Annotated in this window: 12 protein-coding genes; 4 read left to right on the forward strand and 8 right to left on the reverse strand. The window is 60.5% G+C overall.

Features of this window, described 5'->3' with window-relative positions:
* Window positions 1-7: 7 nt before the first annotated feature.
* The 6 genes from VNV36_RS09905 to VNV36_RS09930 all read right to left on the reverse strand — a co-directional run bounded on the left by VNV36_RS09905 (window position 8) and on the right by VNV36_RS09930 (window position 6,925).
* Window positions 8-1,231, reverse strand: coding sequence for a hypothetical protein (locus VNV36_RS09905; protein ID WP_325717606.1), 1,224 nt, complete (start codon window positions 1,229-1,231; stop codon window positions 8-10).
* Between the two features lie 36 nt (window positions 1,232-1,267).
* Window positions 1,268-1,771, reverse strand: coding sequence for a CS1 type fimbrial major subunit (locus VNV36_RS09910; protein WP_325717607.1), 504 nt, complete (start codon window positions 1,769-1,771; stop codon window positions 1,268-1,270).
* Between the two features lie 33 nt (window positions 1,772-1,804).
* Window positions 1,805-2,548, reverse strand: a complete 744-nt coding sequence (locus VNV36_RS09915; protein ID WP_325717608.1) for a molecular chaperone — start codon at window positions 2,546-2,548, stop codon at window positions 1,805-1,807.
* Window positions 2,549-2,586: 38 nt separating this feature from the next.
* Window positions 2,587-3,804 carry a hypothetical protein gene (locus VNV36_RS09920; protein WP_325717609.1) on the reverse strand — a complete coding sequence of 406 codons (1,218 nt, stop codon included), beginning with the start codon at window positions 3,802-3,804 and terminating at the stop codon, window positions 2,587-2,589.
* A gap of 4 nt (window positions 3,805-3,808) precedes the next feature.
* Window positions 3,809-6,331, reverse strand: a complete 2,523-nt coding sequence (locus VNV36_RS09925; RefSeq protein ID WP_325717610.1) for a CS1-pili formation C-terminal domain-containing protein — start codon at window positions 6,329-6,331, stop codon at window positions 3,809-3,811.
* Window positions 6,332-6,439: 108 nt separating this feature from the next.
* On the reverse strand, window positions 6,440-6,925 hold the full coding sequence (locus VNV36_RS09930; protein WP_325717611.1) for a CS1 type fimbrial major subunit: 486 nt from the start codon (window positions 6,923-6,925) through the stop codon (window positions 6,440-6,442).
* A 503-nt stretch (window positions 6,926-7,428) separates the two neighbouring features.
* Here VNV36_RS09930 and VNV36_RS09935 point away from each other — a divergent pair.
* Both VNV36_RS09935 and VNV36_RS09940 read left to right on the forward strand, forming a co-directional pair.
* The gene (locus tag VNV36_RS09935; RefSeq protein WP_325717612.1) at window positions 7,429-8,010 is read left to right on the forward strand and encodes a PadR family transcriptional regulator; all 582 of its coding nucleotides are present in this window, start codon (window positions 7,429-7,431) and stop codon (window positions 8,008-8,010) included.
* Window positions 8,007-8,792, forward strand: coding sequence for a siderophore-interacting protein (locus tag VNV36_RS09940; protein WP_325717613.1), 786 nt, complete (start codon window positions 8,007-8,009; stop codon window positions 8,790-8,792). The genes VNV36_RS09935 and VNV36_RS09940 overlap by 4 nt, the downstream gene beginning before the upstream one ends.
* 93 nt (window positions 8,793-8,885) lie before the next feature.
* On the opposite strand, the gene VNV36_RS09945 is transcribed toward VNV36_RS09940, so the two are convergent.
* Window positions 8,886-9,515 (reverse strand): Pr6Pr family membrane protein, encoded by a 630-nt coding sequence (locus VNV36_RS09945; RefSeq protein ID WP_325717614.1) that lies wholly within the window; start codon window positions 9,513-9,515, stop codon window positions 8,886-8,888.
* A 1-nt stretch (window position 9,516) separates the two neighbouring features.
* Complete coding sequence (locus VNV36_RS09950; RefSeq protein ID WP_042608309.1) at window positions 9,517-9,747, reverse strand: VF530 family protein; 231 nt, start codon at window positions 9,745-9,747, stop codon at window positions 9,517-9,519.
* A gap of 301 nt (window positions 9,748-10,048) precedes the next feature.
* Between VNV36_RS09950 and VNV36_RS09955 the strand changes: the two genes are divergently transcribed.
* Together VNV36_RS09955 and VNV36_RS09960 are read left to right on the forward strand one after the other, a co-directional pair.
* Window positions 10,049-11,410 (forward strand): carbohydrate porin, encoded by a 1,362-nt coding sequence (locus VNV36_RS09955; protein ID WP_325717615.1) that lies wholly within the window; start codon window positions 10,049-10,051, stop codon window positions 11,408-11,410.
* Between the two features lie 217 nt (window positions 11,411-11,627).
* Complete coding sequence (locus tag VNV36_RS09960; RefSeq protein WP_325717616.1) at window positions 11,628-14,036, forward strand: glucose/quinate/shikimate family membrane-bound PQQ-dependent dehydrogenase; 2,409 nt, start codon at window positions 11,628-11,630, stop codon at window positions 14,034-14,036.
* The last annotated feature ends 494 nt before the right edge of the window (window positions 14,037-14,530 follow it).

Below are 14,530 nucleotides of genomic sequence, written 5' to 3' on the forward strand. Positions count from 1 at the left end.
AATCCAGCTAACGAACGTCCGAATCCCAGATCACCGTGATGTTGCCCCGGTAGGGTTTGTCCCCGGCGTTATCGATCAGCCAGCCGGTCTGGTTCGAACCGACTTCGAAATGCAGCGTGCCGGGCTTGCGTTCGGCATAGGTAACGGGTTGGAAAGGCCCTGTTGCCTGAAGACTGAGCGGCTGGCGCCTGACCGCTTGCCCGGCGCTGTCAGTGAAATTGTTGGGCAGACTGACACTCACGCCGACCAGCCCGGCGTATCCGGTGTCGGGGTTGGTAATGCCGCAGCCTGTTTCAAAGCCCATGTCGTATTCACATTCCAGCTTCATGCTGAACGGCGACGAGGCGGAGATATGGAAGACCTGATCGCGAAAAACCCGCACGGGTTTGCGTCCCCCGGCCAGCCAGCGGGGCCACCCTCCCTGCGGCTCCAACACGATCTTGTCGCCACCGGGTGGAATATCCACTTTCAGGGTGTGCTGTACGTCGAGGACAAAATCCAGGGTGACACTGGTTTCGTCCGGCTCGAACAGTACACCCATGTCGAAATCGGCACCGTAGCCGAGGCTGTAATTGATGGAGCCGCTGTAACGGCCTGTGGACATTTTCAATGGATCGGGTGTGCGCAGCTCGTAGGCGAAGTCCAGCTTGTCGAAATACATCGACGGGATGATGAACGCCGGTTCCTTCGTACAAAAAGCCGGCAGAGGAGTTTTCCAGAAAAACCGCCAATGCGACGCGCCATAGGCGCCGACGCCACTGTATTGGCACATCACGGGTATCCCGCTGACCCAATCGCCGGTTTTCCACAGGCGGCGATGGCCTTCCAGCGCGTTGCCGCCACCCGCCAGATCGGCCGCCGGATGGCTCAGTACATAGGTGGAGCCCATGCCGCTGATGCGCACTTCGAGGGTTTGCTCTTCCTGGGTCTCGGGGTTGGTCACCGTCACTCGCCGCCATTCGGCGGGGGCTTTTACGTGCGCCCAGTCGAAGGGCGCCACGAAGCGCGAGGACGTGAATCGAACCGGCAATTCAATGCTGAATATCGAGTGCGTCGCACATTGCTGCGGATACTGCGCGCAGTAACCACTGTTCGGGGTCTTGTTGACGAAGCCGTTCTTGTTCGGTTTCGAAGGATCGGGTTGGAACAGGGCGCGTATTTCCTGATTCAGCGCCTGCGCCTGAGGGCTGCTCAACGACGCCAGCAATACCAGCCATTTGACGATTTTCATGGGTCTCTGTGCCTTTGCAAATCCGCGGGACGGCGGTTATCTGACGTCCGGCGCCTGGGCGTTGAACAACAGCAACACGTTGCCGCTGTAGTCGCCGGCGCGGTATCCCCCGACCGGCCTTTGCGGTTCGATCACCAGCGCCACGCGTGCGCCGGCTGCGGCCTCTTCGCGCGTCAGTACCTGCCGCGGCGTAACCTCGTTACTCAGCTCAACGTCGTTGAACGTTACCCGCAGCCCGATTTCTTCACCCGGCCGACCATTGGACAGGTAAGGCAAATTGCCGAGGCGCGCCTCAATGGCACTGGTGTCATGGCGCACATCGAAATTCCTGCGCAGGCCGCGCAGGCTCGACGTCGGGAAATCCCAGGCCAGCAACTGCGGCAGATGAATCCAGCCCGGCTCCGTCGGGATGATGTAGAACGGCCGGGCCGGAACCGTCAGCGACACTTCAAAGATGTGCTCCTCGCGAGCGGCCCAGGCCGCGGTGGCGGTCAGTATCGTCGCGGCCACCAGCGCGACGACGATGCATTGCTTGATCATGTGGGATACCCGATGCGTCAATGGAAAACCGCACTAGCGACTGGCGATTTTCAGGGTTTTCTTCTCTGCGCCTTCGATCAGGAAGAAGCGGTACTCGCGCCCCTTTTCTTTATCGAAGGCGAACGTCTTGCCGGCCAGCACATGGTGTTTGGTCGTCGCCCCGCAGTCGCCTTCCTTTGCCTGCGAGCAGCTTTTGAACTCATCGACGATCACCACCGTGTTGCCGTTGTTGCGCAACTCAAAGCGCGTGTCGGTTTCATTGATGGCGGTGGCGAAACGGGCGTCTTTGGGCCGCACGAAAAACACCGTGCCGAAACCGGTCATCACGTTGACCCCGGCCTTCAAGGCTTTTTTATAGTCTTCGCGCTCCTCGCCGCTGACGCTGAATTCGTCTTCCTTTTCCGGCACCACGGGAACGAAGCGCACGCGGAAATAACGTTCCCGATCGCGCGCGCCCATGTACAGCAGACGCGTGCCCTGCATGCCCTGGGCCGGGACGATCAGCCGCGCCGGGCTGGCCATCAGACCGTTGCGCGAAGCACCGTCGGCAGCGCTTTCGACGGGAATTTCCTTTGGCACACCATCGTCGCCATAGACGATTTCCAGCACATTGACCTTGACGAACGCCGTGGCGTCGCCGCTGTTGAACACCCGCTTGAGGTAGGTGCTTTTATCGGCGTCCAGATAGTCGTAGACCGTGCCGACATTGATCTGCGGACCGGCCTGCGCGCTCAGGCAAAACAGCCCGAGTACGCTCAGCAAAAAACCACGGTTCATCGTTTTCTCCCTGAATTGAAATGGTTTGATCGACGCGCTCACACTTCCGAATCCCAGATCACGGTAATGTTGCCGCTGAAGGTGTCTCTGAGGCCGGGTTTCAACAAAAAGCTGATGGCGTCCGGGGGTATTGCGAAACGTAGTGAGCCGGTCTGACGTGGCAAATAGGCGGTGGGCTGGAAAGGCCCGGCCCATCCGTTGAACCGCAACGGCGTGTCCTTGACGGGGCCACCGCCAGGGCCTTCGATCCCGGCCGGCAAGGTGAGGAATACTTCGACCTGGGTGGACCTGCCCGTAGGGCTGTTTAGCTGACACAGCGTACCGCCGTAGGAGTTGCACAGCATCGACACTTTGAAACGCGATGAGGCGGAAATGTAGAACAGCTGATCCCGGAAGATGCGCGGTGGTATGCGTCCGCTGTTGATCCAGGGCATCCAGCCGCCCTCCGGTTCCAGCACCACTCGGTTGCCACCCGGTGGCAGCTCGACTTTGAGGGTGTGCTGCACGTCGAGCACGAAGTCCAGGGTGAGGCTGGTGTCGTCTGGATCATGCTCTGCCCCCAGAACGAAGTCACCGTCAATCCCCCCCAGGCTGTAGGTCAGCGAACCGGTGTACTGACCCGATGACATGCCCAATGGATTAGGCGTCCGCAGTTCATAGGCAAAGTCCATATTGTTGAAGTACATCGACGGAATGGCCGCCAACGACTTCTTGACACAATATCCCGCAGTAGGAGTCTTCCAGAAAAAACGGTAGGTCTCGGGGGTATAAGCGCCGACACCGCTGTACTGGCAGTTCCGGGGCGGATATACCCAGCTGCTGGTATCCCAAAGCCGTTTATGGCCCTCAAGTACGTCGCTCACTCCGACCAGCTCGTGGGCCGGTTGGCTCAATACATAGGTGGAGCCTATGCCGATAATGCGTATTTCAACCGTTTCCGATTCCATCGTTTCGGTGTTGGTCACCGTCAAGCGGCGCCAGTCGGTGGGCGCCTTTATTCCAGTTGTCGCATTGGGCGGGCGGGGGTACCGGGAAGTGAACCGCACAGGCACCTGAATGCTGAACATCGAGTGCTCCGCACACTGGTTCGGGTAAGTGGCGCAGTACCCGCTGTTCGGGGTTTTGTTGACGAACACGTTCTTGCCCGGCTGCGACGAATCGGGTTGAAACAACGCCCGAATCTCCTGAGTGGCCGCCTCGACCATGGGCATCACCAGCGCCAGACATAATCCCAGGCTGTACGTAGTGGCTTTCATCGGCTCAACCCGCCTTCTGTTCAGTGGCCGTAACATCGGCGAGGGTGTCCGGCGTGCAGCGCAGGTCACCGATCATCAACACGTTGTTTTCGCTGCGATGCTGGCTCTCTTCGAGGCGGAACTGGCACAGCAGCTGGTTATCCCGACGCACTTCAAGGGTCGGTGAGCCGGCGTTCATTTCCATCGAGAAGAACCCGTCGACCTCGGTCACCCCGCGGCTGGCGTGGTTGATAACGTGATGGCCCTTGAGCGGGCGACCCTGCGCATCCACCAGACGGCCGAGCACGGTGAGGGTTTTCATCACCTGCAACTTGCGGTATTCGACCCCGCCCTTGTTCAAGTGATAGCGGGTGCGCGCCGGGGCAATGGTGGCGGCCGGGACGTTGTTGCCCTCGAAATCGAAACTCACCGAGCTGTTCTGATAGGCGGTGATCGGGATGAAATTGCGCCCCGGCTTCAACACCGCACTGCCACCGCTGTAGTCGTCGGCGCGCAGGGTGATGTCGTCGATATCCGACTCCACATCGACGATCATGCCGGCGCCGCGCATTTCGCTCTGACTGGTCATGAGCATCTTTTGACCGCCGACCACCAGGGTGCTGTCGAGGTTGAGGCCACCGGTGAAATTGCCGTTGTAGGACGAGCGCTGGATAAAGCCGTCGCCATTGACCGCATCGGTGCGGAAGTTGGCCAGGCTGGACATGCCCACGCCATAGGTGTCGGTCAACGCCGTCACCGACACGCTTTGCAGCACGTGATCCTTGAAGTCCTTGCGCCAGCCCAGCGAAGCATTGTTGTCGCGCGCGCCGTCACGGGCGGTACGCGAGCCGATGCTCCCGGTGATTTGCTGGCCGGGCGCGCCAAGCGCCAGGTTGACGCTCAAGTCGACGCCACGGTTGCGCGCATCGCCGCTGCTGTAACTGCCGGGCCGATCGAACAGCGACAGGCGCCAGCTGGCATCGCTGCCAAACAGTTCGGTGCGCTGCGTCCAGCCCAGGTCCAGGCCGAGGCCCTCGACATTGCCTTCGCTGTGGGAGACCCGGGCGTTGAGCGAGTTCTTGCTGCTGAGCCGATGGTTGACTGCCAGCGATGAGTTGCTGGTCTGGCCGACAAAGACATTGCGCGGGCGAATGCGGGTGCCGTCGGGCAGGGTGTCGTAGGTGTTGGTGGTGTCGAGCCAACTGCGGGTATGGCTGAAGACCACGCTGCCGGAGCCATAACTGTAAAGGGTTTGCAGATCCAGACCGGTGCCGTAGTCCTCGGTCTTGTAGACGTTGGCGTACAGGCTGACGTGATTGGCCAGGGTCCAGTCGATGGACGTGCCGTATTGCAGTTTTTCGCGAATCTGCCGTGCCGACAGGCCGACAATCACGCGCGGGTGCAGCAGGTAGTTGACCGCCGCGCCGCCGGTAGGGCTGCCACTGGCCTGGGTGTCCCAGTTGCTCAGCAGCCGGGTCTCTTCGCCGGCAAACACGTTGTAGCGCCAGCGCTCGTCGAGGTTGCGCCAGTTGTTGGGCTTGTACACCAGCTCCTGGGTGGTGGAGGTGATCTGGCCATTTTCGATCAGGCGCACTTCCACTTCGTAAATGCCGCCCGGCAAAGGACGAGTGTCGAGGGTCTGCAGACCGGCGGGCACCGATTGAGTATTTATCAACAGGCCGTCGCGCCAGATCTCCACCGAACCCTGGCGATTGGCGGTGACATAAATCGGATAGACGCTGGGCATGGGGCTGTTGATTGCCAGGCTGTCGGAGCTGCCGTACATGACGCCTACGGCGGTGTCCGGGCTGGTGCCAAACGTGCGCGGCTGGCGCGTCAGGCCTTCGGAATTGGGGGTGAAATAGCCCAGGCGCAAGAAACTGCCTTGCAGTTCGCGCTGGGTGTGAAGCTCGTGTACCGCGTGATAAAGCTTGTCGTCCGGGCCGCCCAGACGCGCCAGTTGCAGGTTCAGCGTCTGGCTCCAGTTGCCCAGGCTGCCACTGGCTTCAAGGCCGAAGCGCCCGCCCAGATCCTGGTCCTGCCCGCCGTTCAGGTTGAGCTGATTGCGCACCATCAAACCACTGCTGCCACCTTCGGGCTGGTCGTAGTAACGCTTGGCTTGCACGTCGCGTTCGGCGTTTTCGGTGAGGATCGAAAGCAGCGAATTTTCCAGGTTGTAATGCACCGCCAGCACCTGATCCGGACACGAACCGGTGCAATTGCCCAGCGGCACACCGGGCTTGAGAAAACTGGCCCACTTTTCCCGTTCGGCGGGGCCGAAACGGTTTTCACTGGTGTCGGTAAATTCAAGCAAGGTGACGCGATCGTCACGGGACAACACCACCATGGCTTCGCCCAGGGGTTGGCCATCCAGTTCGACCCGCACCGCCAGAGGCACATCAAAGAAATGCTCCTCGAAATCCGCCGGCAAACCTTTGGCCTGCGCCAGCAAACTGCGCGGCGTGGTGCCGGGTGAGGTGGAAGCCACGGCTGCGCTGGCACAAAACAACAGCGCAAGCGCAGCCGCGATGGGTGTCATCGGGAACATGAACTCTTACTCTGATTACGGATGATGAAAATCCGAAGAGGCAAGCCGGCCGGCTTGCCCTTCGGTCAGCGCTGTGGGGAGATCAGCGCCGTTTGCCAAGCGGTTCGATCAAGGACCTACCGGTGGCACAGCATCAAACGTCATCGCGACGACGCCGGTGTAATCACCCGGGTTGAAGGTATTGCCAACCGCGCTGATTCTGATCGGAGCACGATAGTTCACGTCCGACTCCGCCTCGCCGACAACTTCCTGCGGGGTAGTGGTCAGCGTCTTGTTGTTGAACTCGACTTTGAGCGGGATCTTGGTGGAACCGGAGATCAGTTCCGGCGTGCTGTCCACGCTGCCGTACACCGAACCATTATTGTTGCGCACGTCGAAGAAGCCATTGATTACGCCCATGGTGCCGGTGGCCGGCTGGTAGCTCATGTCCTGATCCTTGTTGACCAGATCAGGATCGGTCGGCACTACGTAGAAACCATTGGTCGGCACGTGTGCGATCAGATTGATCGAGTGCGCCGCTTCGCCCGCAGCGAAGGCACCAGTGGAGGACATGGCCAGAGCCAGTGGAGCGGCGATTGCGAGTTTCTTGAACATCGTTCAATACCTGTTTGCTTATCTAAGGGGGGTGTCATTAAAAGTTCATAAACCCATTGCTCGACAAAAACATCGGGGAGCAACTTGAACTTTCAACGGCGGCCATCATCGGCTGTTGCCTCTGGAATGTAAGCAGGCAACTTCCGACAAACTCGTAGTTAAACAACCTCACACCCTGCCGGAAAAAGGAACGAAAAACAGATACTTGCAACAATCGCCGTAAGTTAATCCCTACATACAGTTATCAACAAAAAACCATACAGCAACGCGGCCACGTTAAACCGGTAACTTGGGGGATATTAGAATAGATACTCCAGAGCAACTAGAGCGATAACTTTAACTTCGCAGTTACCGTGCTCATCGAGGGGCGGAAAAACTTCCTGTTGCCTTTTTTTGTATGTCGACCACTCGTCTGCCAAGCCCAGGCTGCAAGAAAAACGCCTTGCATGTGCATTAAGATATATCTTAAGTTGTATCTAAATACGACGAGAGAGAAAGCGAAAATGAGAGACCCTCATCCCCCCCACCGCGAACACGATGGCCGCGATGGCTTCGAGAAACGCCCCGGTCGCGAACGCGGCGGTCGCGGCGGTCGCGGCCCGCGAGTGTTCGCCCCTGGCGACCTGAAACTGCTGTTGCTGGCACTGATCGCCGAGCAGCCGTGCCACGGCTACGACCTGATCCGCCAGATCGAAGCCATGTTCGATGGCGCCTACAGCCCGAGCCCCGGCGTGATCTACCCGACCCTGACCTTTCTGGAAGAGAGCGACCTGATCGCCGGCGATGCCGAAGGCGGCAAAAAACGTTACAGCGTGACCGACGCCGGACGTCTGTCTTTAAGTGAACAGGCCGTGGCCCTCGATGGCGTGCGCATGCGCATCGATGTCAGCAAGCGCTCGTTGCGCGGCCATGATCGCCCGCCGGAAATCCATGAAGCGGTGCACAACCTGCGCCATGCCTTGCAACTGCACCATGGGCGCTGGAGCGCCGAGGAAATCCAGCGTGTGCGTGACCTGCTCAACGACACCGCCAAAGCCATCGTCGACGGCCCTGCCGTGCAACCTGTCCCGGAGAAAGCCCAATGACTGCAGTCGATACCCAGACCATTCACCGCGTGATGCACGAAATCAAACGGCGCAAGCTGCAAGTGCTGCGCGTCACCAGCCTGACCCCACGCATGCGCCGTATCACCCTCGGCGGCCCGGAGCTGGCCGGGTTCATCAGCCTGGGCAGCGACGACCACGTCAAACTGCTGTTCCCGCAGACCGCCGAACAGGCCGCCGCTCTCGAGACACTGCAGTTGGGCGCCGGCAAGGACAATGGCCCGATGCCCGAGATGCGCGACTACACCCCGCGCCGTTATGACCTGGAAAAAATGGAGCTGGACATCGACTTCGTCCTGCACGGCGACGGCCCTGCCTCGACCTGGGCCGAGCAGGCGCAACCCGGCCAGTACCTGCACATCGGCGGGCCGCGCGGGTCGATGATCGTGCCGGACATTTTCGACAGCTACCTGTTGATCGGCGATGAAACCGCCCTCCCCGCCATCGCCCGCCGCCTTGAAGGACTGGCCGCCAACCGCAAGGCGCTGGTGGTGATCGAAGTGGAAAACGGTGCCGAGCAGCAACGGCTCGAAAGCCCGGCAGAGGTTCACGTGATCTGGGTATTGCGCGAGGGCGGCAAGGACAACCTGCTGACCACCGTCAAACAACTGCAGGTGCCCAAGGGCAATCTGTACGCGTGGGTGGCGACGGAGACCAAGGTCTCACGGCAGATCCGCCGGGTGCTGATCGACGCGCATGGGCTGGATGAACAGTTGATCAAGGCTGTCGGTTACTGGCGCGCTGAAGGCTCAGAAGAGGAGTAAATTCGAAAATCAAAAGATCGCAGCCTTCGGCAGCTCCTACATTTGAAATGCATTCCCCCTGTAGGAGCTGCTGAAGGCTGCGATCTTTTGACGTTACCGCCGAAATCGGTCGAGACCAATCACCAATAACCCAATCACTACAAACCCCACCAAAATCCCCCCGGCATTCACCAGCACCTGTGGATAACCCAGCACCGCCACATCAATGAACGGGTACGCATAGGCGCCGAGCAAATGCCCGCGCAGCAAGGCGTAAATGAAATACACCAGCGGGTAGATCAGCCACAGCGGCAGGTGCCACAGGCGCAACGTGCCTTTTGGCACGCAGCACCACCAATAAACCAGGAACAGCACCGGCATCACATCATGGAGCAATTCATCGGCAATGAACTGCCAGCCTTCGGGGTGCCACAAATGCCGCAGCAGGATGCTGTAGGCCAGGCCGACCACGGCGATGCTCACGGCAATGCCGCTGCTGACCCACGGTTGCAGAAACCAGCGCCGCGCGGCGGATTCGCGCTCGGTGACAGCGCAGGTCAGCACCGTCGCCACCAGGGTGTTGGTCAATATGGTGAAGTAGCTGAAGAAACTCACCAGCCCGCCCAGCAGGCTGGCGCCGATGCTCAAACGTGCGAAGAAAATCAGGTACAGCTGAATCGTCAATCCGGCCCAGCCCAATACGGCCAGGCAGGTGATCAGGCTTCGCCGCCTCGCGCTGTCCATCTCAGAGCGGACGCTTGGTGCGCATCAGCTTCACGTACAGGCGTTCGACTTTCTCACGCGCCCACGGGGTTTTACGCAGGAAGGTCAGGCTCGACTTGATGCTCGGGTCGCTCTTGAAGCAACGGATGTCGATGCGCTCGGCCAGCCCCGACCACTCGTAGTGGGCCACCAGCGCATTGAGAATCTGTTCGAGGGTCACGCCGTGCAGCGGATCGGGGGTTTGTTCGTTCATGCCGGACCTCTGGGCGAAGTGAAAATGCGTAAAGCCGCGCACCTTAGCCGAGGGGGTGAGCGGGTGGAAGGCCTTCGTGCAAATGTAGGTCAACCGGCGAAGATCGCAGCCGCGTGGCAAGCGGACAATGCGCCCGTTTGCCGCACTGTTACCAAATACGAAAGGCTGCATGTCTACAAAAGCGCTTTGTCTTTTTGTTACAGATCATTATCCTGCCGCCGTTCCGCTGAATCGCTTCACTGCCTGCGTCAAATCGTAGCGGCCAGCCCACCCCCAGAAAAAGATCAAGAAAGACCCTTTTATGCCCGATTTTCCGCTGTATCGAGATAGCGCTATCTCCGCTCTGCGCCTGCTCGGAGGCTGCACTGCCCTGAGCCTCGCCACCTGCGCCCATGCTGCTCCCGCGTTCGACAACGAGTCACCGTACATGCTCGGAGACTGGAACGGCACCCGCACAGAACTCGCCGAACAAGGCTACGAATTCAAACTCGACTACACCGGCGAGATGGGCAGCAACCTGCACGGCGGCTACGACCATGACCGCACCGCTCGCTACAGCGACCAGTTCGGCCTCGGCACGCATCTGGATCTGCAGAAGATCCTCGGCTGGGACGATGCCGAATTTCAGCTGACCATCACCAAACGCAGCGGCAACAACATCAGCAACGACCGTATCAACGACCCGCGCGTCGGCGGCTTCACCTCGGCGCAGGAAGTCTGGGGCCGTGGCCAGACCACGCGCCTGACGCAGATGTGGTACCAGCAGAAATTCTTCGATCAGAAGCTCGACATCAAGGTCGGCCGTTTCGGCGAAGGTGAAGACTTCAACAGTTTCCCTTGCGACTTCCAGAACCTGGCGTTCTGCGGCTCGCAGGTCGGCAACTGGGTCGGCGGCATCTGGTACAACTGGCCGGTCAGCCAATGGGCGCTGCGGGTCAAATATCACCTGACGCCAGAGCTGTACGCGCAAGTCGGCGCCTATGAGCAGAACCCGTCGAACCTGGATCGCGGCAACGGCTTCAAACTCAGCGGCAGCGGCACCCAGGGCGCGATCCTGCCGGTCGAACTGGTGTGGACGCCGAAGCTCAACGGCCTGCCGGGCGAATACCGTGCCGGTTACTACTACAGCAACGCCAAGGCCTCTGACGTTTATAAAGACCAGAATGGCCAACCGGCGGCGCTGAGCGGCGAAGCCTACCGCAGCGCGTCGAGCAAGCACGGCGTGTGGCTGGGCGTGCAGCAGCAGGTCACCCGCGTCGCCAGCGATAACAGCCGTGGTCTGAGCCTGTTCGCCAACGCGACGATGCACGACAAGAAAACCAACGCCATCGACAACTACGTGCAGGCCGGCCTGACCTACAAAGGTCCGTTCGATGCCCGCGCCAAAGACGACATCGGTTTCGCCCTGGCCCGCGTGCACGTCAATCCGGCGTATCGCAAGAACGCCGAAGCGAGCAACCGCGCCAACGCCGTTTACGACTATGACAATCCCGCGTTCCTGCCACCGCAAGACACTGAATACAGCGCCGAACTCTATTACGGCGTGCACGTGACCAACTGGCTGACCGTGCGCCCGAACCTGCAATACATCCGCCATCCCGGTGGCGTGAACGACGTCGACGACGCCCTGATCGGCGGGATCAAGATCCAGTCGTCGTTCTAAAGCACACCGAAACACTCAATGTGGGAGCGAGCCTGCTCGCGAAGGCAGCGTACCAGTCGCTGCAGATGTTGCCTGACACACCGCTTTCGCGAGCAGGCTCGCTCCCACAGAAAATTCAGCAAGCTGCACAAGTTTTTATCTGAACCATGCCCGCGCCGAATCGTCATCTAAAGTGACTACAGCGCGGGACTACATAAACGTCACGGAGAATCACACTATGAGCACCGAAAGTGCTTCGAGTCGGGGCCGTCTGCTACCGGGCCTGCTCGGCATCCTGCTTCTACTGATGGGCCTGGCCATGCTGGCCGGGGGAATCAAGCTGAGCATGCTCGGCGGCTCGCTGTATTACCTGCTGGCCGGTATCGGCATCGCGCTGACCGGCATCCTGCTGCTGATGCGTCGTCGCGCGGCGCTGGGCCTGTACGCCATCGTGCTGTTCGCCAGCACCGTCTGGGCGTTGTGGGAAGTGGGTCTGGACTGGTGGCAACTGGTACCGCGTCTGGCCATGCTGTTTGCCCTCGGCCTGGTGATGTTGCTGCCATGGTTCCGCCGCCCGCTGCTGCTCAATGGCCCTGCGCCGATGGGCACCGGTGCTCTGAGCGTAGCCGTGGTGCTGGCCGGCCTGACCGCTGTCGCCAGCCAGTTCACCAACCCGGGTGAAATCAAAGGCCAGCTCGACCGCGACAGCGTCGACGGCATGACCAACACCGCCCCGGCCATGCCCGACGGTGACTGGAACTCCTACGGCCGCAGCGCCCACGGTGATCGTTACTCGCCACTGGCGCAGATCACTCCGGCCAACGTGAGCAAACTGGTTCCAGCCTGGACCTACCGCACCGGCGACATCCCGGGGCCGAACGACCCGGGCGAAACCACCGCTGAAAATACCCCGCTGAAAGTCAACGGCATGCTCTACGTGTGCACGCCGCACAGCCAGGTGATCGCCCTCGATCCGGACACCGGTAAAGAGATCTGGCGTTTCGATCCGAAGCTGAGCACGCAGAACGCGGCCAACTTCAAAGGCTGGGCGCACATGACCTGCCGTGGCGTGAGCTATCACGACGACGCGGTCTACGCCTCCGAGCAGAGCCCGACCGGTTCGGCCAGCCCGGCCCCGGCCAGTGCCTGCCCGCGCCGCATCTTCCTGCCAACCGCCGACACCCGTCTGATCGCCCTTAACGCCGACACCGGCAAGATGTGTGAAGACTTCGGCGACAAGGGCCAGGTCGACCTGAGCGCCAACATCGGCGGCTTCAATGCCGGCGGTTACTACTCCACTTCGCCACCTGCGGTCACCAAGGACCTGGTGGTGATTGGCGGTCACGTCACCGACAACGTTTCCACCGACGAGCCTAGCGGCGTGATCCGTGCGTTCGACGTGCACACCGGCAAACTGGTGTGGAACTGGGACAGTGGCAACCCGGACGACACCGCGCCGATCGCCGAAGGCAAAACCTATACGCGCAACTCGCCCAACATGTGGTCGATGTTCGCCGTCGATGAAAAACTCGGCATGCTCTACCTGCCGATGGGCAACCAGACTCCGGACCAGTTCGGTGGCATGCGCACCCCTGAATCGGAACTGCACGCCGCCGGCCTGACCGCGCTGGATATCGCCACCGGTAAGGTGCGCTGGAACTTCCAGTTCACCCACCATGACCTGTGGGACATGGACGTCGGCGGCCAGCCGACCGTGATGGACATCAAAACCGCTGACGGCGTCAAGCCTGCAGTATTGGCGTCGACCAAGCAGGGCAGCATCTACGTACTGGATCGCAGCACCGGCAAGGCCATCGTGCCGATCAACGAAATCCCGGTGCCACAAGGCGCGGTGGAAGGCGACCACACCTCGCCTACCCAGCCGAAATCCGACCTCAACTTCATGCCGCCTCCCCTCAAGGAACGCGACATGTGGGGCGTGACGCCATTCGACCAGATGCTCTGCCGGATCGACTTCAAATCCCTGCGTTATGACGGCCCGTTCACCCCGCCGTCGCTGCAAGGTTCGATCGTCTACCCGGGCAACTTCGGCGTGTTCGACTGGGGCGGCATCTCGGTCGATCCGGTGCGCCAGATTGCCTTCGTCAACCCGAGCTACATGGCGTTCCGTTCGAAACTGGTACCGGCCGCAGAAGTTGAAGCCGGCCCGGGCCGCAAGAGCGAAACCGAAGGCGTGCAGCCCAACAAAGGCGCGCCATACGGCGTGATCCTCGAAGCGCTGCTGTCGCCAATGGGCCTGCCGTGCCAGGCGCCAGCCTGGGGTTATGTGGCGGCGGTCGACCTGACCACCAGCAAAACCATCTGGATGCACAAGAACGGCACCGTGCGCGACAGCTCGCCGGTTCCGATCCCGCTGAGCATGGGCGTGCCTAGCCTGGGCGGCACTTTCACCACCGCCGGTGGCGTGGCTTTCCTGAGCGGCACCCTCGACCAGTACCTGCGTGCCTACGACGTGAAAAACGGCAAGCAACTGTGGGAAGGCCGCCTGCCAGCCGGCGCGCAAACCACGCCGATGACCTACACCGGCAAGGACGGCAAGCAATATGTGCTCGTCGTCGCCGGCGGTCACGGCTCGCTGGGCACCAAGCAGGGTGACTATGTGATTGCTTACAAACTGTCTGAGTAAGTTGTAAACGGCTGTTAAAGAAGAGGCGATGTCCCGCGAGGGGCATCGCCTTTTTTGTGAGCGCAATTTGGCAAGCACCGCGAATACCTGTGGGAGCGAGCCTGCTCGCGAAATCATCGGCACATTCGGCAGTAAATGTTGCCTGACACCCCGCATTCGTGAGCAGGCTCACTCCCACATTTTGATCCGCGCAGAATCGTAGAAATGTAGCCGTCCTACAGATGCGACCAATCCCGTGGAGTTTTCCGACAGCTCGCGTCGGTTGTGCTTCGGAAATCCGCTGGATAGGCTCGCAAGGTCGCTGCTAATTCAGCGAACGGGCGTCGCGGCCCGTGTAATGAGGCATAATCGCCGCCACTGAAATGCTGTTTTTGCAGTTATTCATGGTGGCTGTGCGCGGGATACCTTCGGGTATGCCGAATGCCTCAGGTCGGTCCGCGAACCTGCGTACAGCTGCCACCCTCAGATTGCGTCGCGGCAATTTGAGAAGTGGC

Origin of the sequence: Pseudomonas sp. (assembly GCF_035554175.1) — a bacterium.
Taxonomy (GTDB): domain Bacteria; phylum Pseudomonadota; class Gammaproteobacteria; order Pseudomonadales; family Pseudomonadaceae; genus Aquipseudomonas.

What these genes read in the sequence shown, in the direction of transcription:
- VNV36_RS09905 (WP_325717606.1), bottom strand. Translation starts at nt 1,231, where the DNA reads ATGAAAATCGTCAAATGGCTGGTATTGCTGGCGTCGTTGAGCAGCCCT.
- VNV36_RS09910 (WP_325717607.1), bottom strand. Translation starts at nt 1,771, where the DNA reads ATGATCAAGCAATGCATCGTCGTCGCGCTGGTGGCCGCGACGATACTG.
- VNV36_RS09915 (WP_325717608.1), bottom strand. Translation starts at nt 2,548, where the DNA reads ATGAACCGTGGTTTTTTGCTGAGCGTACTCGGGCTGTTTTGCCTGAGC.
- VNV36_RS09920 (WP_325717609.1), bottom strand. Translation starts at nt 3,804, where the DNA reads ATGAAAGCCACTACGTACAGCCTGGGATTATGTCTGGCGCTGGTGATG.
- VNV36_RS09925 (WP_325717610.1), bottom strand. Translation starts at nt 6,331, where the DNA reads ATGTTCCCGATGACACCCATCGCGGCTGCGCTTGCGCTGTTGTTTTGT.
- VNV36_RS09930 (WP_325717611.1), bottom strand. Translation starts at nt 6,925, where the DNA reads ATGTTCAAGAAACTCGCAATCGCCGCTCCACTGGCTCTGGCCATGTCC.
- VNV36_RS09935 (WP_325717612.1), top strand. Translation starts at nt 7,429, where the DNA reads ATGAGAGACCCTCATCCCCCCCACCGCGAACACGATGGCCGCGATGGC.
- VNV36_RS09940 (WP_325717613.1), top strand. Translation starts at nt 8,007, where the DNA reads ATGACTGCAGTCGATACCCAGACCATTCACCGCGTGATGCACGAAATC.
- VNV36_RS09945 (WP_325717614.1), bottom strand. Translation starts at nt 9,515, where the DNA reads ATGGACAGCGCGAGGCGGCGAAGCCTGATCACCTGCCTGGCCGTATTG.
- VNV36_RS09950 (WP_042608309.1), bottom strand. Translation starts at nt 9,747, where the DNA reads ATGAACGAACAAACCCCCGATCCGCTGCACGGCGTGACCCTCGAACAG.
- VNV36_RS09955 (WP_325717615.1), top strand. Translation starts at nt 10,049, where the DNA reads ATGCCCGATTTTCCGCTGTATCGAGATAGCGCTATCTCCGCTCTGCGC.
- VNV36_RS09960 (WP_325717616.1), top strand. Translation starts at nt 11,628, where the DNA reads ATGAGCACCGAAAGTGCTTCGAGTCGGGGCCGTCTGCTACCGGGCCTG.